This window comes from Pectobacterium brasiliense, assembly GCF_016950255.1.
In the GTDB taxonomy this organism is placed as follows: domain Bacteria; phylum Pseudomonadota; class Gammaproteobacteria; order Enterobacterales; family Enterobacteriaceae; genus Pectobacterium; species Pectobacterium brasiliense.
Window position 1 is genome coordinate 1,618,471 of the sequence record NZ_JACGFN010000001.1, and the last position, 24,371, is coordinate 1,642,841.

Sequence of the window (24,371 nt, forward strand, 5' to 3'; positions counted from 1 at the left end):
ATTCCTGTGCGATACCAAGACTTTCAACCCATCACGCCGGGTTAGGAATATCAATAAATGTCACATCAAAACCATGTTGTGCCGCCAGCCATTCGCCCAATGCTTTGATGCCGCCGCGTTCGGTAGCATGGTGTCCGGCAGCAAAGAAGTGCAGTCCCATCTCGCGCGCGATATGAATCGTTTGTTCAGACACTTCACCGGTAATAAACGCATCGACCCCGAAGCGGGCCGCTTGTTCAATAAAACCCTGACCGCCGCCAGTACACCAGGCTACGCGCTGTATCTGTTGCGGTGCATTATCCCCACAATGCAGCACGCTACGCCCCAGCCGTTTTTCTACACGGCGGCAAAAAGCGTCTGCTGTCATGGGCTGTGCCAGTTCGCCATACGGCACCAGCGGTTCGATCGCGCCCTGCACCTGAATCTCCAGCAGCGCCGCCAGCTGTGCGTTATTCCCCAGTTCCGGGTGTGCATCCAGCGGCAGATGGTAGCCGTACAGGTTGATATCATTAAGCAACAGCGTTTTCAGTCGGTTACGCTTCATACCACAGACAATCTGCGGTTCGTTTTTCCAGAAATAGCCGTGGTGAACCAGAATCGCATCGGCCTGCTTTTCTACCGCCGCATCCAGCAGCGCCTGTGAGGCCGTTACGCCCGTCACAATACGTTTTACGTCCGCACGCCCCTCAACCTGTAAACCGTTCGGTGCGTAGTCCTGAAACGTCGCCGTGCTCAGTTTCTCGTTAATGATTCTTTCCAATTCCACATTACGCATACTTACTTTTCTCTTCTCGATCGTTATCCGCCATACCGATATTTTTGGCCGCCTCAAACGCCGCCAGCGTATCCTGACGTGCAGTTTTGTGGTCGACGATGGGCAGCGGATAGTTCAGCTGATGGTGGTGTTTGTCAGCCCAGCGATGGGGCTGATGAATATCTTTATCCGGCACGGCGGCCAGTTCGGGCAGCCAGTGACGAATAAACCGACCTTCAGGGTCGAAGCGCTCGCCCTGCGTTGTCGGGTTAAAAATACGAAAATAAGGTGCTGCATCGGTGCCTGTCGACGCCGCCCACTGCCAGCCGCCGTTATTCGCCGCCAAATCGCCATCCAGCAGTTGGGACATAAAGTAGCGTTCGCCTTCGCGCCAATCGATCAGTAAATCTTTGACGAGAAAACTGGCACAAATCATACGCAGGCGATTGTGCATCCATCCCGTTTCATTTAGTTGACGCATCGCTGCATCCACGATCGGGTAGCCCGTTTTCCCTTGCTGCCAGGCGGCTAAATCCTCCCGCGATTCTCGCCATTTCACCCACTGCGTCCACGCGGTGAACGGTCGGTGTTTACACAACTGCGGCCAGGACACAATCAGGTGGCGGTAAAATTCACGCCAGACCAGCTCGTTAAACCAGGTAAACGCCCCGCCCTCACGCCGTTCCAACATCTCTGGGCATTCGGCACGCAGACGGTTAAAGCATTGGCGCGGCGATACGATCCCAAGTGCCAGATACGGAGAAAGTTTGCTGGTGCCGGGCAGCGCAGGAAAATCCCGCTGCTGGTCGTAATCCTGCACCTGCTCGCGGCAAAAACGGCGCAGTTGCTGTAATGCCGCACGTTCGCCGCTGGGGAAATCGTCGCCATCCACCTCACGCTGCGGGTAGCTGAACGGTGCCAGTTCCACCATGTTATTGATCGGCTCACCGCGCGCGTCCGGTGCCGGTACGCACGTCGTATCCGACTCAAGCAGACGTTTGATAAAAGCCTGACGAAAGGGCGTAAACACTTTGTACATCTCGCCATTACCCGTCAGCACACTACCAGGCGGTAACAACAGACTGTCATGATAACCGTGACAAACAACGCTATCGGCCAGCCGATCTTTCACCTGCTTATCACGCAGCCGCTCATTGATTTCATACTGGTAATTGTAGAAAAGATCGGTCGCCTGCTGCTGCGCACAAAACTGTACCAGCCAGTCAACCGACGCTGCAAAGTCAGCACATTCGTGGTAATGCAGCGGGATGCCTTTCTCGGCTAGCGCCTGCTGCACCAACCTCAGGTTCTCCAGCAGAAAGGCCGCCTGACGCGGTGCCATATCGTGCTTTTCCCACTGCACCGGCGTGGCGATAAAGACCGCCAGCACGGTGGCGTTCGGATCCTGACAGGCCGCGTACAGCGCCAGATTATCGGTAACGCGCAGATCGTTGCGTAGCCAGACTACATGTGTAACTGCATGCGTGGTCATGAAATTCCTCGGGCGGTCAAACTAGTGTCCATAACGCAGGCGTAATGCCTCGGGGTACGGCTCAAAGTAACGCTGCTGAGCCAGATACGCATCGGGGTATTCCGCCATGTAATGTTTTAGCAACGTGATAGGTGCCAGCAGCGGCTGCAAGCCCTGTCGATAGCGATCGATGAGATGTGCCAGTTCCTGTCGCTGTTGAGAATTAAGCTGGCGTCGGAAGTAGCCCTGCACATGCATCAACACGTTGGTGTGATTACGCCGCGTCGCAGGCTTCGACAGTAGCTTCATCAACCGCTTCCGATATTCAACGATGTAGTCTTCCAGCGATTCCCACTTATCGATCCCCGCAACAAACGGCCCTAGCTCGCGGTATTCCGGCTGGGAATGCGCCAACAGCAGGAGTTTATAGCGGCTATGAAAGGCAATCAGCGCACCACGGCTCAGCCCGTTTTGCCATAGCTGATTCAGTTCGTGTAACGCATAAACGCGCTCAATGAAATTCTCCCGCAAGCCGGGATCCTGCAAGCGTCCGTCTTCCTCAACCGGTAGCCAAGGCATTTGCCGCATCAGCTCCTGCGTAAACAGGCCGATACCGCTTTTACGTGCATCTTTTTGCGCTTCATCGTAAACCTTCACGCGCTCCATACCGCAGCTCGGCGATTTGGCACAGACGATATAACCGCATAAGTGCTGAAGCAGGCTGACTTTGTCAGCGGAAAACGCCGCCATCTGCTGGGTGACATCCAGTGGCGAACCATTGCTGGCGCGCAGCGTGATATCGCTTTCCCCTTTGCGCACCAGCCTGAGCGCCGGACGCGGCACCGGTAACCCAATCGCCATTTCCGGGCAGACCGGTTCAAAACGAAAATAGGGTGCCAGTTGTTCAGCGGCAAACGTCAAACGCTTGTGCCCGCCATCAAATCGCACAGGATTACCGAGCAAACAGGCGCTGATACCAACAGGAATGAGTTCGAGCGTCATGATTTATCCTTACGCTTGTCAATATGGTTTACCTTGATGGCATTCTGCAAACCCTCTGACCAGCATAGCGGATTTCACCACGATTCTGTGCAGTCGCAGCGAAGAATAAAGGAATAAATCATGAGATTGGGGAGAAATAACGGCAGGACAGGCAGAAAGGGAAATGGGTAAATCTCGTCAAAACATCTTTAAACCGATCCTTCACCGGTTCATTTTTCGTGTTTATCTGCCATTCCCGTTTTAGGGATACAGCAGATAAACACGAGAGACCTTATACGCAGGCCTTAATAAAAATCGCAGGCGACGGCTTCGGACTGCGCCATCCACACGGGTTTATCGCTGGTTTTCAGCCAGACGCGGTGTAAATAGCTGTAAAAACGCGCCCGATCGCGACGGAACAGCATCACCGGTAACGCCAGCACGCCGATGGCAACCACGGCGGCGCGACGCAGGAGAATACGGTGTAAGGGATAAGTAGTATAAAGCGACATAACGATCCTCCTCTGGGATAAGCACCTTTGTTCAGCGGCGCTTTTCATAACGATAAAATAAGAACTGTGATATTGGTTAAAATTTTACCGCCTTTTCTGAAAGTTTACTACTCATCTGACCAGTAAAAGATGAAATAATCGCCAATTTTTTCGTCATCACGTCATTAAGTTACAACAACGTTAAAAACAAACTTATCATTAGTTAATTTATGGTTTTAGATTGGATCACTTTATCCCTTTCTCTTGATACCACCTTCCCACCGCAAACGATGTTGTTGGCACCGTAGTGCCATTACCGCTTCCACCGTCTACTTTTCAGCCCATTTTTATACTTTTTTTACGCCTACAGACGGGAAATTTGCACCTTCTTTTCCTGCGTTTTCCTACCCTGACGCTGTCTATTTTGTTCTGGAGGTGTGTTGTGACGCTTAGCATCGTCTTAGGCGGCCTGATCGTGCTGCTGTTACTGGTGTATCTGGTTTATGCCTTGTTGAAGGCGGAGGAATTCTGATGGCCGCTGACGCTTTTTTACTGATCTTTGGTCTGTTGCTCACGGTGCTGATTGTCGCTCAGCCGCTGAGCAGCGGACTGGCCCGTCTGATTGAGGGCGAAACGGGTGCGCTCTTGCAAAAGTTTGAATCAGGAGCGGCGCGCCTTTTCGCTTTCGATACGACGGAGATGCGCTGGCAGCAGTATGCGGCGGCTATTCTGACGCTTAACCTGATCGGCATTGCCGTCCTGTTTGTCCTGTTAATGGCGCAGGGGACTCTGCCGCTTAACCCAGAAAATATGCCGGGGTTGTCGTGGCATTTGGCGTTAAACACGGCAATCAGCTTTGTCACCAACACCAACTGGCAGGCTTACAGCGGTGAAAACACGCTGAGCTATCTGAGCCAGATGGTTGGCCTAACGGTACAAAATTTCCTGTCCGCTGCCAGCGGCATCGCCGTCGCTTTCGCGTTAATCCGCGCATTTTCCCGTCGCTGCGTCGACACGCTAGGCAACGCGTGGCTCGATCTGTTTCGTATCACGCTGTATGTGCTGCTGCCGCTGTCCCTGCTGCTGGCGCTGTTTTTTGTCAGTCAGGGCGTGTTGCAGAACCTGCTGCCTTATCAGCATCTAACCACCCTAGACGGCGCAGCCCAAACGCTGCCGATGGGGCCCGTTGCTTCACAGGAAGCCATTAAACTGCTCGGCACCAACGGCGGCGGTTTCTTTGGCGCTAACTCGGCGCACCCGTTTGAAAACCCGACCGCGCTGAGCAACATCGTGCAAATGCTGGCGATCTTGTTGATTCCTACTGCGCTGTGCTTCGCCTTTGGCAAAGCCGTGAGCGACAAGCGTCAGGGCCACGCGCTGCTGTGGGCGATGGCGCTGATCTTTATCGTCGCCGCTGCCGTCGTGATGAAAATGGAGGTCAACGGTAACCCGCATCTGCTGGCACTAGGCGCGGACAGCGCCGCGAATCTGGAAGGTAAAGAGACGCGTTTTGGCGTTCTGACGTCCAGCCTGTATGCGGTTGTCACCACGGCGACCTCGACGGGCGCGGTAAACGCGATGCACGATTCTTTCACCGCCCTCGGCGGCATGGTTCCCATGTGGCTGATGCAGATTGGCGAAGTGGTGTTCGGCGGTGTCGGTTCTGGCCTATACGGCATGCTGCTGTTCGTACTTCTGACTGTCTTTATTGCCGGCCTGATGATTGGCCGTTCGCCGGAATATCTGGGCAAAAAGATCGAAGTCTATGAGATGAAGATGACGGCGCTGGCGATTCTGATTCCTCCTGCGTTAGTGCTACTCGGCACCGCGCTGGCGCTGAGTACGGAAGCCGGACGCAGCGGCATTCTGAACCCCGGCGCACACGGCTTTAGCGAAGTGCTCTATGCCGTGTCCTCCGCCGCGAACAACAACGGCAGCGCGTTTGCCGGCCTGAGCGTCAACACACCGTTCTATAACGTTCTGCTCGCTGTCGCCATGCTGCTGGGCCGCTTTGCCGTCATGCTGCCGGTGCTGGCTATCGCCGGTTCGCTGGTCGTGAAAAAGCGCCAGCCGGAAAGTAAAGGCTCATTGTCTACTCGTAGTCCGCTGTTTATCGGCATGCTCATCGCTATCGTCCTGCTGATTGGCGCACTGACGTTTATCCCTGCACTGGCGTTAGGGCCAGTCGCTGAACATTTACAGTTCGGCCTGACTCACTAAGGCTGGAGACTTTTTATGACTCGTCACACGATGAATCATCAGGCAACACAGGAACCGGCCTCTGCCCAGCAGGGCGAGGCTTCCCGCCACGTTGGCAAACGTAAACAGCAAGCACTGTTTGACAGAGCGTTAATCCGTTCGGCGCTGAAAGATGCGCTGAAGAAACTCGATCCGCGCGTGCAGTGGCGCAATCCGGTCATGTTCGTGGTGTATCTCGGCAGTATGCTGACGACCCTCGTCTGGCTGGCGATTCTGGCAGGTAAAACGGAAGGAAACGCCGTGTTTACCGGGCTGGTATCACTCTGGCTGTGGTTTACCGTGCTGTTCGCCAACATGGCCGAAGCACTGGCGGAAGGTCGCAGTAAGGCGCAGGCAAATGCGCTGAAAGGCGTTAAGAAAACCAGTTGGGCTAACAAGCTCGCCGCGCCGCATCACGATGCCAGCTCGGAATCGGTCCCAGCCGATAGCCTGCGCAAGGGCGATATTGTGCTGGTGAGCGCGGGTGAAACCATTCCGTGCGACGGTGAAGTGCTGGAAGGCGGCGCGTCCGTCGATGAAAGCGCCATCACAGGGGAGTCCGCGCCGGTAATCCGCGAGTCCGGCGGCGATTTCGCCTCCGTCACCGGCGGCACACGCGTGCTGTCCGACTGGCTGGTGATTCAGTGCAGCGTCAATCCCGGCGAAACGTTCCTCGACCGGATGATTGCCATGGTCGAAGGAGCACAGCGCCGGAAAACGCCGAACGAGATCGCGCTGACCATTCTGCTGATCGAACTGACACTGATTTTCCTGCTGGTAACGGCCACACTCTACCCGTTCTCCTGGTTTGGCGTGCAGGCCAATAACAGCGGCGATGTTGTCGGCGTGACCGTGCTTGTCGCCCTGCTCGTCTGTCTGATCCCCACCACCATCGGTGGCCTGTTGTCGGCTATCGGCGTGGCAGGGATGAGCCGGATGCTGGGTGCTAACGTGATTGCTACCAGCGGGCGTGCCGTCGAAGCGGCGGGCGATATTGACGTTCTGCTGCTGGATAAAACCGGCACCATTACGTTGGGCAACCGTCAGGCTTCGGCTTTCCTGCCCGCACCGGGTGTGACCGAACAGGCGCTGGCTGACGCCGCGCGTCTTGCCTCCTTAGCCGATGAAACGCCCGAAGGCCGCAGCATCGTGGTGCTGGCTAAGCAGCGCTTTACTCTGGCGGAACAAGACTTAACGTCGCTGGACGCGACTTTTGTCCCCTTTACGGCTCAGACGCGCATGAGCGGCGTCAATGTTGGTCAGCGCACCATTCGTAAAGGTGCCGTCGATGCCCTGCGTCGCTACATTGAAGCGAACAACGGTGACTTCCCGCATCAGGTCGAAGAAGCCGTCTCCAACGTCGCTCGCAGCGGAGGGACGCCGCTGGTCGTTGCAGAAGGCAAGCGCGTGCTTGGCGTGGTGGAGCTGAAAGATATCGTGAAAAGCGGCATCAAAGAGCGCTTTGCCGAGCTGCGCAGTATGGGGATCAAAACCGTGATGATCACCGGCGACAACCCGCTCACGGCAGCGGCGATTGCCGCAGAAGCTGGCGTCGATGATTTTCTGGCGGAAGCGACACCGGAAACCAAGCTGGCGCTGATCCGCCAGTATCAGGCCGAAGGTCGACTGGTGGCAATGACGGGCGACGGCACGAACGATGCCCCCGCGCTAGCGCAGGCCGATGTGGCGGTGGCCATGAACTCCGGCACGCAGGCAGCAAAGGAAGCGGGCAACATGGTTGATTTGGACTCCAATCCAACCAAGCTGATCGAAGTCGTGCACATCGGTAAGCAGATGCTGATGACACGCGGCTCACTGACCACGTTCAGTATCGCCAACGATGTGGCGAAGTACTTCGCCATTATCCCAGCTGCGTTTGCTGCCACTTATCCGCAGCTCAATGCGCTCAACGTGATGCAGTTGCATTCCCCCACTTCGGCCATGCTGTCGGCGGTGATCTTCAATGCGCTGATTATCGTGTTTCTGATCCCGCTCGCGCTCAAAGGGATTCGCTATCGCCCCATGAGCGCCGCGGCGCAGTTAAGCCGCAATCTGTGGATTTATGGTCTTGGCGGGCTGCTGGTGCCGTTCCTCGGTATCAAGCTGATTGATATGTTGCTGACTGGGCTGAATCTGGCTTAAGGACTGACGGGTATACGCTATGCGCTATTTACGTTCCTCTTTGTTTTTATTCTTATTATTACTGCTGGCTACCGGTCTGGCCTACCCGCTACTGACAACGGTGCTGGCACAGTGGCTGTTCCCAACACAGGCAAACGGATCGCTGATTTACCGTGAGAATACCGCCGTGGGGTCATCTCTGATCGGGCAGACGTTCAGTCGGCCTGGCTATTTTCAGGGGCGTCCGTCCGCCACGTCAGATGCGCCTTATAACGCGCTGGCGTCCGGTGGTAGCAATCTGGCCGCCAGCAATCCGGCGCTGGACAAACAGATCGGCGAACGCGCCGCTCACTGGCATCAGGCGGTTGGCAATCAGCAGCCGGTGCCTGCTGAACTGTTGACGGCATCCGGCAGCGGTCTGGATCCGCAGATTTCCCCAGAGGCCGCGCGCTATCAGGCGATCTACATCGCGCAGGCCAGAGGAATGTCGCTCCAACAGGTGCAGCAACTGATCGATCGCTTTACCGAAACGAGTAGACCTGCGTTCATTGGGCAGCCGGCGGTCAATGTCCTGTTGCTGAATCTGGCACTGGATAAGGAAAAACCCCTGCCTTAATCGGCAGTGCGTTACTATTAATGATTATACGGGGAGCCAGACTCCCCGCCGTCTTTGCTGCGGCCTGACCACGGTTCAGGCCGCGCTAATAAGGGATAGAACATGATTGACGGTGAAGATCGTCGCCCGGATCCCGATAGCCTGCTGGCTCAGGTCGGTGCGCCACCGCGCGGCAAGCTAAAAATCTTTTTTGGTGCCTGCGCGGGCGTCGGGAAAACCTATGCCATGTTGCAGGAAGCCCAGCGGCTACGCGCTCAAGGATTGGATATCCTTGTCGGCGTGGTCGAAACCCACGGCCGTAGCGAAACCGCTGCGCTGCTGGATGGCTTACCGCTGCTGCCGCTCAAGCATTTTCGCCACCACGGCCGCCATACTGTCGAATTCGATCTGGATGCGGCGCTGGCGCGCTGTCCGGCGCTGATTCTGATCGACGAACTGGCGCACAGTAACGTCAACGGCTCTCGCCACCCAAAACGCTGGCAGGACGTGCAGGAACTGCTCGATGCCGGTATCGACGTCTTTACGACAGTGAACGTTCAGCATCTGGAAAGCCTGAACGATGTGGTCGGCGGCGTCACGGGAATTCGGGTACGGGAAACCGTACCGGATCCTATCTTCGATCAGGCCAGCGAAGTCATTCTGGTGGACTTGCCGCCGGACGATCTACGTCAGCGCCTGAATGAGGGCAAAGTGTATCTGCCGCTGCAGGCCGAGCGCGCCGTCGAGAATTTTTTCCGTAAAGGTAATTTGATCGCCCTGCGTGAGCTGGCGCTGCGGCGCATGGCGGATCGGGTTGACGATCAAATGCGCGCCATGCGTGCCGGGAAAGGACGCGAACAGGTCTGGCATACGCGCGATGCCATTCTGTTATGCATCGGCCACGGCACGGGTAATGAAAAACTGGTGCGTACGGCTGCGCGGCTGGCGGCACGGTTGGGCAGCGCCTGGCACGCCGTTTACGTCGAAACGCCGCGTTTGCACCGCTTGCCTGAACCGCAGCGGCGCGCCATCTTGCGGGCGCTCAAGCTGGCACAGGATTTAGGGGCAGAAACCGTTACGCTATCTGAACCCGACGAAGAGCTTGCCGTCCTGCGCTATGCGCGTGAACATAATCTCGGTAAGATCGTTATTGGCCGCCACGTAGAGCAGCGCTTCGGCTGGTGGTGGCGCACCCGCTTTGCCGAACGGCTCGGCCGACTGGGGCCGGATCTCGATCTGGTCGTGGTGGCCGTGCAGGATGACGCGCCAGCCACACCGATTAAAACGCCTGATGCCCGCGGGATAGTAGAAAAATGGCGTATGCAGCTGTTTGGCTGCGGGCTCGCCACGCTGCTGTGCGCCTTTATCACTCTCCTCGCGTCATGGTCGCCGTTCGCCATGCTGGAGCCGGTCAATCTGGTGATGATTTATCTGCTGGCCGTAGTGATCGTCGCGCTCTTCTTTGGCCGCTGGCCGTCGGTGTTCGCCGCCGTCATCAACGTCGCCAGTTTTGATCTCTTCTTTATTCTACCGCGCGGCACGTTTGCCGTGTCGGATGCGCAATATCTGGTCACCTTTGCCGTGATGCTTGGCGTCGGCCTGCTGGTCGGTAATCTGACCGCTGGCGTGCGCTATCAGGCCAGAGTCGCCCGCTATCGCGAGCAGCGCGTCCGCCATCTGTATGAGATGTCCAAGGCGCTGAACCGCAGCCTGTCCAGCGCCGATATTGTCAAAGCCAGCCAGCATTTTCTCAGCACGACGTTTCAGGCCAGAATCGCGGTTCTACTTGCAGACAGCCTGCATCATACTTCCGCTGAACTCACGCAGCCTGCGCGGGACGGTCAGCAGTTGATTGTCGATCGTGCTATCGCCCGCTGGAGCTTCGATCATCGCGCGCCGGCCGGAGCGGGAACGTCCACCCTACCCGGCGTGTCGTATCAGATCCTGCCGCTCGCCACCACACAGCAAATCTTCGGCGTGTTAGCGATCGAGCCCAATAACGCCCGCCAACTGATGATCCCCGAACAGCAGCGCCTGCTGGAAACCTTTACCGTGCTGATCGCCAATGCGTTGGAGCGTCTGCATCTGATGCAAAGTACGGAAAATGCCCGGCTGGATGCCGAGCGTGAGCAGTTGCGTAACTCGCTGCTTGCCGCGCTCTCACACGACCTTCGCACGCCGCTGACTGTCCTTTTTGGTCAGGCCGAGATTCTGACGTTGAATCTGGCGAGCGAAGGATCGCCTTATGCTCAGCAGGCCAACCAGATTCGCCAGCACATTTTAAACACCACGCGGCTGGTGAATAATTTGCTCGATATGGCGCGTATTCAGTCGGACGGCTTTAACCTGCGCAAAGAGTGGCAAACGCCGGAGGAACTCATCGGCAGTGCCCTGCAACAGCTGGAAAGCGCGCTGGCGAAAAACACCATTCAGGTTAATCTACCTGATGAGATGGTTCTGGTTTATTGTGATGCGGGGCTGATGGAACGCGTGTTCATTAACCTGCTGGAGAATGCGCTAAAGTACGCCGGAGAGCAGGCCACGATCGCGATTTCGGCGAGCGTTATTCCCACCAGCCTTATTGCAGAGAACACAGCCTCGCAGCCCGGTACGCAGGAAAATGCGTTGGAAATCATCGTGCAGGACAATGGCCCGGGGATTGAGCCTGGTCAAGAAAACATGATTTTTGATAAATTTTCCCGTGGTCACAAAGAGTCGTCGATTCCCGGCGTGGGGCTGGGGCTGGCGATCTGTCGGGCAATTGTGGAAATTCACGGCGGCCGTATCTGGGCAACGAATGCGGAAAGCGGCGGTGCAGCTTTCCACTTCACGTTACCACTATCGGCACCGCCGGATCTCGAGCCGGAAGATATTGAGGAGCACTGAATCCATTGCAGGCCACTATTCTGATCGTTGAGGATGAAAAAGAGATTCGTCGTTTTGTTCGTCAGGCGCTGGAAGGCGAAGGCTGTCGCGTGTTTGACGCAGAAACGATGCAGCGCGGTTTGCTGGAAGCGGCCACGCGTAAGCCCGATCTGATTATTCTCGATTTGGGCCTGCCGGACGGCAACGGTATCGACTACATCCGCGATTTACGCCAGTGGAGCAGCCTGCCCGTGATTGTGCTGTCTGCCCGCACCGACGAGCAGGATAAAATAGACGCGCTGGATGCGGGTGCCGATGATTACCTGACCAAACCGTTCGGCATCGGCGAACTGCTGGCACGGTTGCGCGTCGCGCTGCGGCGTCATAGCAATACACAGCAGGAAACGCCGCTGGTGAGCTTCGGGAATATTACTGTCGATTTACTTAATCGGCAGGTGAATCGCGACGGTCAGGAACTGCACCTGACGCCCATCGAATTTCGCCTGCTGGCAACGCTGCTCGCCAACCCCGGCAAAGTGCTGACGCAACGTCAACTCCTGACGCAGGTTTGGGGGCCGAACGCCGTCGAGCACAGCCACTATCTGCGCATTTATATGGGGCACCTGCGCCAGAAGCTGGAAAGCGATCCGGCAAGACCGCGCCATCTCTTGACTGAAACCGCTATCGGCTATCGTTTTATGCCGTAAAATCATCTTCCTGTATTAGGCAACGTCCGTGGGGAACCTCTCCCGCAGTACGTGCCTGTCTTTTCTTCAGGAATACACCGTCATGAGTAGTTGGTTAATTTACGCCTTGCTGTCTGCTGTATGTGCCGCGATGGTCGCGATATTTGGCAAGATCGGTCTGCAAAATTTGGACGCCAATACGGCGACCGCAATTCGTGCCGTCATTATGGCACTTTTCCTGGTGGGCGTGGTGGTCGCACAGGGTAAGCTGGCGCTGGTCGGTGAGATTGTCGCCAATAAGAAAGCGCTGTTGTTCATTGTGCTCAGCGGCGTTGCTGGTGCGCTGTCGTGGCTATTTTACTTTGTGGCGTTGAAGAACGGTAACGTCGCACAGGTCGCGCCGATCGATAAGCTCAGCGTGGTCTTCGCGGTCGTGCTGGCAGTCATTCTGCTGGGAGAGAAAATTTCGCTGATGGCGGGAGCCGGCGTGGCGCTGATTTCCGTCGGAGCGCTACTGGTCGCGTTGGGATAAAGGCGTTCTGCGTTTTCTGTCCGTACAAGATAAAAAAGGCGCTGCAAGCAGCGCCTTTTCACTTATTTAGCCGTTGCGAGTACCGCACTGACAATTTCTACCGCTTCTTTCTCGATTCGCTCGCGGTGTTCCGCCCCGAGGAAACTTTCACAGTAGATCTTGTAGGCTTCTTCCGTACCGGAAGGACGTGCAGCAAACCAGCCGTTTTCCGTCATCACTTTCAGGCCGCCAATCGATGCACCATTACCCGGCGCAGCGGTCAGGCGTGCAGTAATCGGATCGCCCGCCAGCGTGCTGGCTGATACCTGCTCAGGTGACAGCTTAGACAGCACCGCTTTTTGCGCATGCGTCGCGGAAGCCTGAATACGGTTGTAGCTCGGCGCGCCAAAACGCTGTGCCAGCTCATCATAGTGCTGCTGCGGGTTTTTACCCGTCACGGCCGTAATTTCCGCCGCCAGCAGACACAGAATGATGCCGTCTTTGTCCGTCGACCACGGCGTGCCGTCAAAGCGCAGGAAAGACGCCCCCGCGCTCTCTTCACCACCGAAGCCAAAGCTGCCGTCATACAAACCATCAACGAACCATTTGAAGCCAACCGGCACTTCCACCAGCTTACGACCCAAATCTGCCACTACGCGATCGATCATCGCACTGGATACCAGCGTTTTGCCGACAGCAACAGATTGTCCCCACTGAGGACGGTGCTGGAACAGATAGTTGATCGCTACCGCCAGATAGTGGTTCGGGTTCATCAGCCCGGAAGGCGTGACAATACCGTGGCGGTCATAGTCAGGATCGTTGGCAAACGCCAGATCGAATTTGTCACGCAGCGCCAGCAGCCCAGCCATGGCAAACTCTGACGAGCAGTCCATACGGATCACCCCATCGTGATCCAGCGACATAAAGCGGAATGTCTGATCGACGGCATCGTTCACCAGCGTCAGATCCAGCTTGTAGTGCTCTGCGATACGCTGCCAGTAGGCAATGCCGGAACCGCCCAGCGGGTCGACACCCAACTTCAGACCCGCACGTTGGATCGCCGCCATGTCCACCACGCTAGCCAGCCCTTCGACATAGGCCTGAACCAGATCCTGTTCATGGACGTGTCCGCTGTTCAATGCCTGATCCAGCGTAATCCGCTTCACGTCACGTAGTTCATCCGCCAGCAGCGCATTCGCACGCGTCTCAATCACGCTAGTGAGGTTGGTATCTGCCGGGCCACCGTTTGGCGGATTATATTTGATCCCACCATCTTCCGGCGGGTTGTGGGACGGCGTAATCACAATGCCGTCCGCCAGCGCACCGCCCTGACGATTGTGAACCAGAATCGCGTTAGACACCGCAGGCGTTGGGGTAAAACCATTATCCAACTGAACGATCACATCCACGCCGTTGGCAGCCAACACTTCCAGCACGGAGATAAACGCTGGCTCGGAGAGCGCGTGAGTATCTTTACCGACATAGCACGGGCCGCTGATGCCTTGCTTTTTACGCTCTTCTGCAATCGCCTGCGCAATCGCCAGAATATGCGGTTCATTAAAGCTATGACGCCCCGCGCTACCGCGATGGCCAGACGTACCGAATTTCACCGCGTGCGCTGTGTTGCCGACTTCCGGGCGCAGCACATAATATTGTGACGTTAACTGTGCCACATTAATCAAATCGCTCTGCTGGGCAGGCTGTCCGGCCCTTGGGTGATTAGCCATTGGCGCTTCTCCCTAACGCTGTAGTTAGATAAGTGGTTAATAGATAATTAGATAGTGCCGCACACTTTTTCTGTCAGTTCCGCTGGGAACTGCATCGTCAGCATGATGTGCTCAACCATGCTGCGTTTACGACCGGTATTCGTGTTGGTAATCACCCAGTATGGCGTGCCTGGAATATGTTTGGGCTTGGTGTGTGTGCCATGCTGAAGCAACGTTTGCTGGTCGCCCGCGAAATAGACGCGGGTGCGGCCATGAAGAGATTCTGTCGCGGCAGCAAATTCCTGCGGCGATAAGGTATACAGCGTGGACAGAACCAGCATAAAGCGATTGATGGCTTTATTCTGTTCAGCGTATTCATCCGACAGCAGCAGCTCACGCAGGGTTCGTACCCGGTCGCGCGGGCTCGGTGCAGCGGCAGGCTGAGACGTCGTCGTTGCGGCACTCGCTACCGCAGGCGTTGTGACAGGTTGCCCAGCGGTAAATTTCAGCATGCGCCGTAAAATATCTGATGCGCTCTCACCAATATGCTGTGTGTGGCTGGCAATATAACGATAAAGCTCTTCGTCGACTTCAATAGTTTTCATCTTTATCCAGTGCTGTTTTTACCCATTACCATGCAAATTACAGAGACATTTTCCCTTCTGTAACCCGACATCGATGGATAGATGACTCAAATCAAAAGGATTATACAGGCGTTCAAACATTATCGAACAGCGGCATAATGGGACAATAGCAAAAGTCAGACTATGCCCCAAAGCCTTTCATTCCTTGCTGCCCCTTCAGTGACAACATTCATTCTAAAGTCATGATACCCTAAGCCCATGTCTCTCTGAATGAACTTCACCATGAAATTGAATCATCGCTGGCAAAATGCGCACCAGCCCACAGATAACCTCCCTGTCGTCCTGATTCATGGCCTGTTTGGTACATTAGATAACCTTGGCGTATTGGGCCGGGATTTGCAAAACACGCATGACATTCTGCAAATCGATTTACGTAATCACGGTTTGTCGCCGCGTTCATCACAGATGAACTACCCCGCGATGGCGCAGGATGTGCTGGCATTACTGGATGAACTGAACATCGAACGCGCTATCGTTATTGGGCATTCAATGGGCGGAAAAGTCGCTATGGCGCTCAGCGCGCTCATTCCCGAACGGTTGGACAAACTGGTCGCCATTGATATCGCACCGGTGGATTATCAGGTGCGCCGCCACGACACTATCTTTGCCGCACTGCGTGCCGTAACGGAAGCGGGTGTGACATCACGAGCAGAAGCGACAACACTCATGCGCCAGCACATAAAGGAAGACGGCGTGATTCAGTTTTTGCTGAAATCCTTCCAACAGGGAGAGTGGCGTTTTAACGTGCCGGTGCTGTGGGATGAGTACGAAAACATCGTTGGCTGGCAAGAGGTTCCGTCCTGGCAAGGACCCATCCTGTTCATTCGCGGCGGCGATTCTCCCTATCTGGACGATTCCTACCGCGATGCGCTATTGCGTCAATTCCCGGCGGCGCGTGCGCATGTGATCAGCGGTGCTGGACACTGGGTTCATTCAGAAAAACCCGATGCGGTTTTGCGCGCTATCCACCGTTTTCTGGACACGAATTAACCAGACGGCACTGACACTGGCGGATTCATGATAACGGCGGCAGTTAACCGTTGTCGCCGCCAGTGCGGCTAGGGTATGATGGCGCACGCAGTAGAGGGACGGCTGATTCAGCCACAAGCATTGTAACCACTTCATCAAAATGCACGCATCACTCCCAACATGTTTCACAGATAGAAAACCGCCACCTGACACCTGTAGCAGGATGAGAATAGGCATCGGTTGTATCTTTTGAACAAGACGGGCAGCGCGGTGTATTTTGGTCCGAATACCTTGCAGTATCATTACTTATGGCAAAAGAACAAACGGATCGCACCACACTGGATCTGTTCGCAGACGAGCGTCGTCCGGGCCGCCCCAAGACCAACCCGCTCACGCGTGACGAACAACTAAGAATTAACAAGCGTAATCAACTACGTCGCGATAAAGTTCGTGGGTTGCGACGTGTTGAATTAAAGATTAACAGCGATGCCGTCGATATCCTGAACAGCCTTGCTGAAGAGCGGAACATTAGCCGCAGTGAGTTGATTGAAGAGATGCTGCTGGCGCAGCTGGCCGAACAGCAATCCTGATGGGCACAGCGCGACATTCAGATAACGCGGTGTTAATAACGTAGTATTCAGTAATGCAGTATTCACATCTTGTGCGGCGCCATTTCTGACGCCGCCTGAACGTTAATCCAAGATTAAACACGCCATCCCAGATTAAGAGCCTATATCAGGCTCTTGAACGACGCTTAAAACTTTTCCCAGTTGTCGTTACTGGCTGGCAGTGCTTTGCCTGCACGCGGGGCAATCACCTGCGTTTTCTGCACGGGTTTTGCGGCCACTTGCAGTTTTGATTGCGCATCGGACAGTTGGAACAGCGACACAGTCTGGTTCAGCAGGGCCGCTTGTTCTTCCAGTGACAACGCGGCTGACGAGGCCTGTTCAACCAACGCGGCATTTTGCTGCGTTACGCTGTCCATTTCCGCCACGGCTTGACCAACCTGAGCAATCCCTTTGCTCTGCTCTTCCGAGGCCGACGCAATTTCACCCATGATATCCGTCACGTTCGTCACCGCACGAACGATATCCTGCATGGTGTCACCCGCGTCGCTAACCAGATTTGAGCCGGTATCCACACAGCGAACAGACTCAGAAATCAGCCCTTCAATCTCTTTCGCAGCCTGCGCACTACGCTGCGCCAGGCTGCGGACTTCGCCCGCCACCACGGCAAACCCGCGGCCTTGTTCACCCGCACGCGCGGCTTCTACCGCCGCGTTCAGCGCCAGAATGTTGGTCTGGAACGCGATGCCGTTAATCACGGTGGTGATCTCTGCAATTTTTCTCGAGCTGCCGGAGATTTCCGCCATGGTTTTCACCACGTTCTCAACGATTTCACCGCCCTTCTTCGCCGTTGTTGAGGCTTGTAATGCCAGTTGGCTGGCGTGGTTGGCGTTTTCGGCGTTCTGTTTCACCGTTGCAGTCAATTGCTCCATGCTCGCCGCCGTTTCTTCCAGTGCGGAAGCTTGCTCTTCGGTACGTGAAGACAGATCGTTGTTGCCTGCGGCAATCTCAGAAGCCCCTTGATAGATGGAATCCGTGCTGTTTCTGATCGTGCTAACCGTGCTAGCCAAACTCCCCTGCATGTCACGCAGCAGTGGGAACAGGCGGCCGACGCAGTTATTACCAAAGTCCAGAATCGGTTTGCCCAAGTGGCCGGAAGCAATCACACCAAAGTGATAGCGCAGATCGTTTAACGGACGAACCAGACACACCACCAGATAGCGGTCAGTCAGGAACAGCATGATCAGGCCGATAATCAACCCGCTCAGCAAAATGTTCTGTCCAATCGTGGTGATTTGTTCAAAACGAACACCTGCGGCATCAAATTTCTCTGCGCTGGCGTGACTGAATGCAGAGAGAGAGGCACCAAACTGACGACTCAATGGCGGCACAACGTTCTTGGCCTGATTTTGGTAGTCATCCAGCGCGTTGGCAGCGGCCTTCTGGTAAAGCGGTTCAACGCCCTGAGTCACCAGGTTATTCCAGTCACGGCTGACCGCCTGTACCAGCGCAGCATCCAGACCCGCATGATCGATAGCATTAAACGCCACCAAATCAGATTTCAGTTTATCCAGCGCGACAAGTGCAGAAGCCTGCTCTTTATCTGCGGTAGCATTATCACCACTGCGACGAGCGTCAACCGCACGCGCCAGACGGGTTACCATACGGAAATATTGATCGTTGCCCTGGTTGATAAAATTCATGTTCTGAACCAGCAAGGTGCTGGTTTTCGAGGTCGTCGTCATCTCTTTAAAAGAGAACATGGTGTATATGGATACACCACCCCAAAGAACACAAAAAATGCCTAGCACCCACAGCATCGCGGTTCTGATGGCAATATTTTTTATAAGTTTCATAGCTAACTCCAAATCAGGAAAATGGTTAAAAAGATTTTTATCGCTCATCAACCGATATGAATCAGAAAATTCACACCATGAAACAAGTCACTTCTCCCTAGCGTTCACATTTCACCGAGTTGAAAACTCAAAAACCACGCTAACTCATCGGCTAAATGCCGAGAATATTTAGCATTCTCGCTATATTTATTAATATAATTTTTCATTCTGAGACTAAACGCACCTATTTTTATAGATATAAGTATTTTAATCATAGAGTTGCAAGCGAATGCGCCGCCGCCCGCGTCATGCGGGCGTTGGCATGGGTATGTCATTAGGCGAAAAGGCAATTTGAACGCAACTTCATTTTATTCTTTAACATCAAAAGAATAAAACCATCTCTTATAGATCCCCATCGATTCAGCTGCAAATGGTTATAATTACTATTTCCATTTATTAAGAATATTCCCGCGAAATGTTACAAATTTTCAACTCTATAAAACATTATCTTTTGTACGCGTTTTAATTCCCCACGAATAGTAATGAGCCATTACGCGATCTTTATTCTTCACAAACAGAAGCCTGCTTTTAATTACAATTGAAACAAACCATAAAATAAAAAGCAAATTCATAAAAAATGAAACGCTGTTATAAATAAATATCCGCAACTCTATTAAGGGAATGTGCGCGTAATCTCAAACGATAACATAATCCCTACTCATTATAGGGAGTTTAGTATCAGCAGAGATGTTTTCGTTTTCTGACTTACCTCGCATTCCACACACTCTTGATTTACGCATCCTTACCGATACGAGTTTCTCCCGATGTGAGTGTCTGTTATTATTAACAGATAAGTGGGTGAAATATTACACCATACCATTAGGAATCAAGAGGTTATTCAATTCATGGCACTCATCGGAATATTCTTTGGCAGTGATACTGGCAACACTGAAAACATCGCCAAAACGATTCAACAGCAGTTAGGCACCAACGTCGCTGATGTTCATGACATCGCCAAAAGCAGCAAAGAAGACCTCGAAGGTTTCGATATTCTGCTGCTGGGTATTCCAACCTGGTATTACGGTGAAGCTCAGTGCGATTGGGATGACTTCTTCCCGTCGCTGGAAGAAGTGGATTTCACAGGAAAATTGGTTGCCCTGTTTGGCTGCGGCGATCAGGAAGACTATGCAGAATACTTCTGTGATGCCATGGGCACCATCCGTGACATTATTGAGCCTCGCGGCGCGACGATTGTCGGCCACTGGCCAACAGAGGGCTATTACTTTGAAGCCTCTAAAGGGCTCGCCGACGACAATCACTTCATCGGCCTGGCTATCGATGAAGACCGTCAGCCTGAACTGACCAGCGAACGCGTAACAACGTGGGTGAAACAGATCAGCGATGAGCTGAACCTGAAAGAACTGGTTGGCTAAGCCATTTCGGCTCTGATAATCCCTATCAGAGCCGAAAACAGCATTGATAGGTAAAACCTTTCATAATAATTGATACATTTTTTTAACTTCTATCAGTAAACCTGTACAATAATCCCATCGGCTTTGTATGTGCATCATCATTTCCTCATTCATCAACAACGAATTGCGTTGTATACCAATAGTGTGAATGGGGACAATATTGTTAACATTCCCTTGTTTTCATTTTGTATGCGCGGTTCTATAATTGAGACGCTTTTGCATTTTTTTGAGCCGACCGATGTCATAGGCTAGGCAGCCTCCATTGATAAGTAAGCAACAGGATTAAACCCGCATGACTGACAACAATACCGCATTAAAGAAGGCCGGCCTGAAAGTCACTCTTCCAAGACTGAAAATACTGGAAGTGTTACAGGACCCTGTCTGCCATCACGTCAGTGCGGAAGATTTATATAAGAAACTGATTGATATGGGCGAAGAGATTGGTCTTGCTACCGTCTATCGCGTACTCAACCAGTTTGATGATGCGGGTATCGTAACCCGTCATAACTTCGAAGGTGGCAAATCCGTCTTTGAATTGACGCAGCAGCATCATCACGATCACTTAATTTGCCTCGACTGTGGCAAAGTCATTGAATTCCGCGATGAATATATCGAAGCACGTCAGCGTGAGATCGCAGAAAGACACGGCATTAAACTGTCCAACCACAGTCTTTATCTTTATGGGCATTGCAGTGAAGGGGATTGCCGAGAGGATGAAACCCTGCACGATTCAACACGATAAATCGACCGCATAAAAAAATAAAACCGCCGAGGCGGTTTTATTTTTGTCTTCTTACCGGTGGCCTTAGCCTACCCAGGTATCACGTAGCCCAACCGTGCGGTTAAACACCAGATTTTCTGCACTGGAGTAAACGCGGTCAGCACAGAAATAGCCTTCACGCTCAAACTGATACGCTTTCTCTGCTTCTGCCTGCGCCAGGCTTGCTTCTACAAAACCTTGCGTAATTTTCAGTGAATCAGGATTAATCGTCGACAGGAAATCTTCCGCCGCACCAGGGTTTGCCACACTGAACAGGCGATCGTACAAGCGGAATTCAGCTGGTACCGCGTGTGCCGCAGAAACCCAGTGGATAACGCCTTTCACTTTACGACCATCAGACGGATCTTTGCTCAGCGTTTCCGCATCATAGCTACAGTAGATCGTGGTGATAGTACCCTGCTCGTCTTTTTCAATGCGCTCTGCTTTGATCACATAAGCGTTACGCAGACGCACTTCTTTACCCAGCACCAGACGCTTGTACTGCTTGTTGGCTTCTTCACGGAAGTCAGCACGATCGATGTAAACTTCGCGGCTGAATGCGACCTGACGTGAACCCATTTCTGGCTTGTTCGGATGGTTTGGCATCGCGACAAACTCTTCGTGCTCGGCTGACAGATTCTCGATCACGACTTTGACCGGATCCAGCACCGCCATGGCACGCGGCGCGTTTTCATTCAGGTCGTCGCGGATACAGGACTCAAGCGCGGCCATTTCCACGTTGTTATCCTGCTTCGTTACGCCGATACGCACACAGAATTCGCGGATAGAGGCTGCGCTATAACCGCGACGGCGCAGACCAGAGATGGTCGGCATACGCGGATCGTCCCATCCTTCAACGACGTTTTCCACAACCAGCTGGTTCAGCTTACGCTTAGACATAATCGCGTATTCGAGATTGAGGCGGGAGAACTCGTACTGACGCGGATGGCAAGGAATGGTGATGTTATCCAGCACCCAGTCATACAGACGGCGGTTGTCCTGGAATTCCAGCGTACACAGCGAATGCGTGATCCCTTCCAGCGCATCGGAAATGCAGTGGGTAAAGTCATACATCGGGTAGATGCACCACTTGTTGCCCGTCTGGTGGTGATCGGCAAATTTAATGCGATACAACACCGGATCGCGCATCACGATAAAGGACGATGCCATATCGATTTTTGCACGTAGACAGGCCGTACCTTCCGCAAACCCACCGTTACGCATTTTTTCAAACAGCGCCAGGTTTTCCTGCACGGTGCGATCGCGGTAAGGGCTGTTTTTGCCCGGTGCCGTCAGCGTACCGCGGTATTCGCGAATCTGCTCAGGCGTCAGTTCATCAACGTAAGCCAGCCCTTTACCGATCAGCTCAACCGCATAAGCGTGCAGTTGATCGAAATAATCAGAAGAATAGCGAACGTCGCCGCTCCATGAAAAACCCAGCCACTCGACGTCACGTTTGATCGACTCAACGTATTCGATGTCTTCTTTTACCGGATTGGTATCGTCAAAACGCAGGTTGCATTGCCCCTGATAGTCACGCGCGATACCAAAATTCAGGCAAATAGACTTTGCATGCCCAATATGCAGATAGCCGTTCGGCTCTGGCGGGAAACGCGTCTGAATATGGTCATGCTTACCGGACGCCAGATCTTCATCGATAATCTGACGGATAAAGTTGGTTGGGCGGGCTTCAGCCTCACTCATTCTTCATTCCTCAATGCTAAAACGACGTATAACCAACAATGATCCAACAAGCTACGCTGGGAAACAACCGTTAGTTTCATTTAATTATTCATAACGAAAAAAAAGGGCGAGATTACTATCTCGCCCTATCTATTTCATCGGTATAACACCGCGTTACACGATCAACATCGTCGTATTACGCCTTGTCATTATATCTTGTCATACTCTGCTTTCAGCGCGGTCGCTATCGATTCAGCCTGCGTACCTACCACAATCTGTACGCTCTGCTTATTCAGACGAATAACGCCCGCCGCACCAAGACGTTTTGCCTGTGCATCATCAACCAGAGAGGAATCAGCTACGTTCAAACGCAGACGTGTGATACAGGCATCAATGCCCGTCAGATTGGCTTTTCCGCCAAGTGCCTGCAAATAGCCCCGCGCCAGCGTCGCCGTATCGCTTGATTTCTCGCCCGCAGACGCCGTGCTCACGTCATAGCCATCGGCTTCACTACCGCTCACAGCCAGCTCACGCCCCGGCGTTAACAGATTGAAGCGAGTGATGGTAAAGCGGAACACCACGTAGTAAATGACGAAGAATACCAGCCCTTGGGCAAGCAGCATGTACCACTGAGTGGCCAGCGGGTTACGTGAGGACAGCACCATATCGACCAGACCCGCACTGAAACCAAAACCGGCAATCCAATGCATGCTGGCTGCGATAAAGACGGAAAAACCGGTCAGCAGCGCATGCAGGAAATACAGCACCGGCGCAACAAACATGAAGGAGAATTCCAGCGGCTCGGTGATCCCGGTAAAGAAGGAAGCAAATGCCGCCGCCAGCATAATCCCGGCCACTTTGCTTTTGTTTTCAGGGCGTGCGCAGTGATAAATCGCCAATGCGGCACCCGGCAAACCGAACATCATAATCGGGAAGAAGCCTGCCTGATAACGTCCGGTGATCCCCACGACGGCTTTACCAGAATCGATAGACTGTTGGCCGGCCAGGAAGTTAGGAATATCGTTGATACCCGCGACATCAAACCAGAACACGGAATTCAGCGCATGGTGCAATCCAACAGGAATCAACAAGCGGTTAAAGAAGGCATAGACCCCAGCGCCGACCGACCCCATCTGTTGAATGTGTTCACCGAACGACACCAGCGCATTGTAAATCACCGGCCAGACGTACATTAAAATGAACGCCACCAGAATCATCAGGAAAGAAACCAGAATCGGAACCAAACGGCGTCCGCTGAAGAACGACAGCGCTTTAGGCAATTCAACCTGACTGAAGCGGTTATACAGCTCGGCGGACATGACACCGACCAGAATCCCGATGAACTGGTTTTCAATCTTGCCAAATGCGGCGGGTACCTGTTCAACAGGGATCCGTTGGATCATGGCAACAACGGCCGGTGAACACAGCGTGGTCAGCACCAGATAACCGACAAAACCGGTCAATGCCGCCGCACCATCTTTATCTTTCGACATACCGTACGCGACACCGACAGCAAACAGTACGGCCATATGCCCGATAATCGCCTCACCCGATTTGATGAGGAGAGCCGCCAACGCGTTCTCGCTTCCCCAGCCAACCGGATCAATCCAGTAACCTATCCCCATCAGGATAGCGGCAGCAGGCAGCGTCGCGACAGGCACCATCAATGCCCGACCGACTTTTTGTAAATAGCTCAGAGTACTCACTTTTCCCTCTCTTACCTTTGCGAGGTAATGAAATGTTGTGGGGCAAACAAACCTGCCAATAAATTTCACTGCCGAAGAACGTCGCTGTCGAAAACGTCATTGTTGAAAAAACGTGGCAGCGGTGGTTCTTAGGGGGAGTGTAAGAAAAATAATTCGCTACACAAATTAAACCCCGTAATTATGTGATAAAAATCACCAAAAAACTGCATACAAAAAGTTTATACCTGAATAAAACCCCAACTTATTTCAAGATTAAAAAAAACGGAGTAGACTAATTTTAATGCATAGACAAAACGCGCAACTGGCGCGATTTGCGC

Annotated in this window: 20 protein-coding genes; 11 read left to right on the top strand and 9 right to left on the bottom strand. The window is 53.5% G+C overall.

Annotated elements, in window-relative coordinates; translation table 11 throughout:
* Positions 1-31: 31 nt before the first annotated feature.
* The 4 genes from H4F65_RS07150 to H4F65_RS07165 all read right to left on the bottom strand — a co-directional run bounded on the left by H4F65_RS07150 (position 32) and on the right by H4F65_RS07165 (position 3,718).
* Positions 32-775, bottom strand: a complete 744-nt coding sequence (locus tag H4F65_RS07150) for a type 2 GTP cyclohydrolase I (protein WP_010284983.1) — start codon at positions 773-775, stop codon at positions 32-34.
* Positions 768-2,246, bottom strand: coding sequence for a deoxyribodipyrimidine photo-lyase (gene phrB, locus H4F65_RS07155; protein WP_010284978.1), 1,479 nt, complete (start codon positions 2,244-2,246; stop codon positions 768-770). The genes H4F65_RS07150 and phrB overlap by 8 nt, the downstream gene beginning before the upstream one ends.
* Before the next feature lie 21 nt (positions 2,247-2,267).
* On the bottom strand, positions 2,268-3,227 hold the full coding sequence (locus H4F65_RS07160) for a YbgA family protein (protein WP_010284976.1): 960 nt from the start codon (positions 3,225-3,227) through the stop codon (positions 2,268-2,270).
* 284 nt (positions 3,228-3,511) lie between these two features.
* Entirely contained in the window at positions 3,512-3,718 is a 207-nt protein-coding gene (locus tag H4F65_RS07165; RefSeq protein WP_010284974.1) for a YbfA family protein, read from the bottom strand.
* Positions 3,719-4,139: 421 nt separating this feature from the next.
* Here H4F65_RS07165 and kdpF point away from each other — a divergent pair, with 421 nt between their 5' ends.
* From kdpF to H4F65_RS07200, 7 genes are all read left to right on the top strand, one after another.
* Positions 4,140-4,229, top strand: a complete 90-nt coding sequence (gene kdpF / locus H4F65_RS07170; RefSeq protein WP_039312172.1) for a K(+)-transporting ATPase subunit F — start codon at positions 4,140-4,142, stop codon at positions 4,227-4,229.
* Positions 4,229-5,917: a potassium-transporting ATPase subunit KdpA gene (gene kdpA / locus H4F65_RS07175; protein WP_010284972.1), complete on the top strand. Its 1,689-nt coding sequence runs from the start codon at positions 4,229-4,231 to the stop codon at positions 5,915-5,917. Before kdpF ends, kdpA begins: the two co-directional genes overlap by 1 nt.
* Positions 5,918-5,932: 15 nt before the next feature.
* Positions 5,933-8,077: a potassium-transporting ATPase subunit KdpB gene (gene kdpB / locus H4F65_RS07180; RefSeq protein WP_010284970.1), complete on the top strand. Its 2,145-nt coding sequence runs from the start codon at positions 5,933-5,935 to the stop codon at positions 8,075-8,077.
* A 19-nt stretch (positions 8,078-8,096) separates the two neighbouring features.
* Positions 8,097-8,672 carry a potassium-transporting ATPase subunit KdpC gene (kdpC, locus tag H4F65_RS07185; RefSeq protein WP_010284967.1) on the top strand — a complete coding sequence of 192 codons (576 nt, stop codon included), beginning with the start codon at positions 8,097-8,099 and terminating at the stop codon, positions 8,670-8,672.
* Between the two features lie 102 nt (positions 8,673-8,774).
* Positions 8,775-11,537 carry a two-component system sensor histidine kinase KdpD gene (gene kdpD, locus H4F65_RS07190; protein WP_010284965.1) on the top strand — a complete coding sequence of 921 codons (2,763 nt, stop codon included), beginning with the start codon at positions 8,775-8,777 and terminating at the stop codon, positions 11,535-11,537.
* A gap of 5 nt (positions 11,538-11,542) precedes the next feature.
* Positions 11,543-12,223 (top strand): two-component system response regulator KdpE, encoded by a 681-nt coding sequence (gene kdpE / locus H4F65_RS07195; protein WP_010284964.1) that lies wholly within the window; start codon positions 11,543-11,545, stop codon positions 12,221-12,223.
* Positions 12,224-12,305: 82 nt separating this feature from the next.
* Positions 12,306-12,734 (top strand): EamA family transporter, encoded by a 429-nt coding sequence (locus tag H4F65_RS07200; protein ID WP_010284963.1) that lies wholly within the window; start codon positions 12,306-12,308, stop codon positions 12,732-12,734.
* 62 nt (positions 12,735-12,796) lie between these two features.
* Here H4F65_RS07200 and pgm read toward each other — a convergent pair whose 3' ends face one another.
* Together pgm and seqA are read right to left on the bottom strand one after the other, a co-directional pair.
* Positions 12,797-14,440: a phosphoglucomutase (alpha-D-glucose-1,6-bisphosphate-dependent) gene (gene pgm, locus H4F65_RS07205; protein WP_039319251.1), complete on the bottom strand. Its 1,644-nt coding sequence runs from the start codon at positions 14,438-14,440 to the stop codon at positions 12,797-12,799.
* Positions 14,441-14,487: 47 nt separating this feature from the next.
* Entirely contained in the window at positions 14,488-15,024 is a 537-nt protein-coding gene (gene seqA, locus H4F65_RS07210) for a replication initiation negative regulator SeqA (RefSeq protein ID WP_010285468.1), read from the bottom strand.
* Between the two features lie 261 nt (positions 15,025-15,285).
* Between seqA and ybfF the strand changes: the two genes are divergently transcribed.
* Together ybfF and ybfE are read left to right on the top strand one after the other, a co-directional pair.
* On the top strand, positions 15,286-16,053 hold the full coding sequence (ybfF, locus tag H4F65_RS07215; protein WP_010285462.1) for an esterase: 768 nt from the start codon (positions 15,286-15,288) through the stop codon (positions 16,051-16,053).
* A 287-nt stretch (positions 16,054-16,340) separates the two neighbouring features.
* Positions 16,341-16,622 (top strand): LexA regulated protein, encoded by a 282-nt coding sequence (gene ybfE, locus H4F65_RS07220; protein WP_010285457.1) that lies wholly within the window; start codon positions 16,341-16,343, stop codon positions 16,620-16,622.
* Positions 16,623-16,786: 164 nt separating this feature from the next.
* On the opposite strand, the gene H4F65_RS07225 is transcribed toward ybfE, so the two are convergent.
* Positions 16,787-18,454: a methyl-accepting chemotaxis protein gene (locus H4F65_RS07225; protein ID WP_010285455.1), complete on the bottom strand. Its 1,668-nt coding sequence runs from the start codon at positions 18,452-18,454 to the stop codon at positions 16,787-16,789.
* Positions 18,455-19,338: 884 nt separating this feature from the next.
* Here H4F65_RS07225 and fldA point away from each other — a divergent pair.
* Positions 19,339-19,866: a flavodoxin FldA gene (gene fldA / locus H4F65_RS07230; protein ID WP_010285453.1), complete on the top strand. Its 528-nt coding sequence runs from the start codon at positions 19,339-19,341 to the stop codon at positions 19,864-19,866.
* 331 nt (positions 19,867-20,197) lie between these two features.
* Entirely contained in the window at positions 20,198-20,647 is a 450-nt protein-coding gene (gene fur, locus H4F65_RS07235) for a ferric iron uptake transcriptional regulator (protein ID WP_010285452.1), read from the top strand.
* A gap of 63 nt (positions 20,648-20,710) precedes the next feature.
* Here the strand turns inward: fur and glnS are convergent, their stop codons facing one another.
* Positions 20,711-22,369 (bottom strand): glutamine--tRNA ligase, encoded by a 1,659-nt coding sequence (glnS, locus tag H4F65_RS07240; RefSeq protein ID WP_010285451.1) that lies wholly within the window; start codon positions 22,367-22,369, stop codon positions 20,711-20,713.
* Between the two features lie 188 nt (positions 22,370-22,557).
* Positions 22,558-24,054, bottom strand: a complete 1,497-nt coding sequence (nagE, locus tag H4F65_RS07245; protein ID WP_010285449.1) for an N-acetylglucosamine-specific PTS transporter subunit IIBC — start codon at positions 24,052-24,054, stop codon at positions 22,558-22,560.
* Positions 24,055-24,371 lie beyond the last annotated feature (317 nt).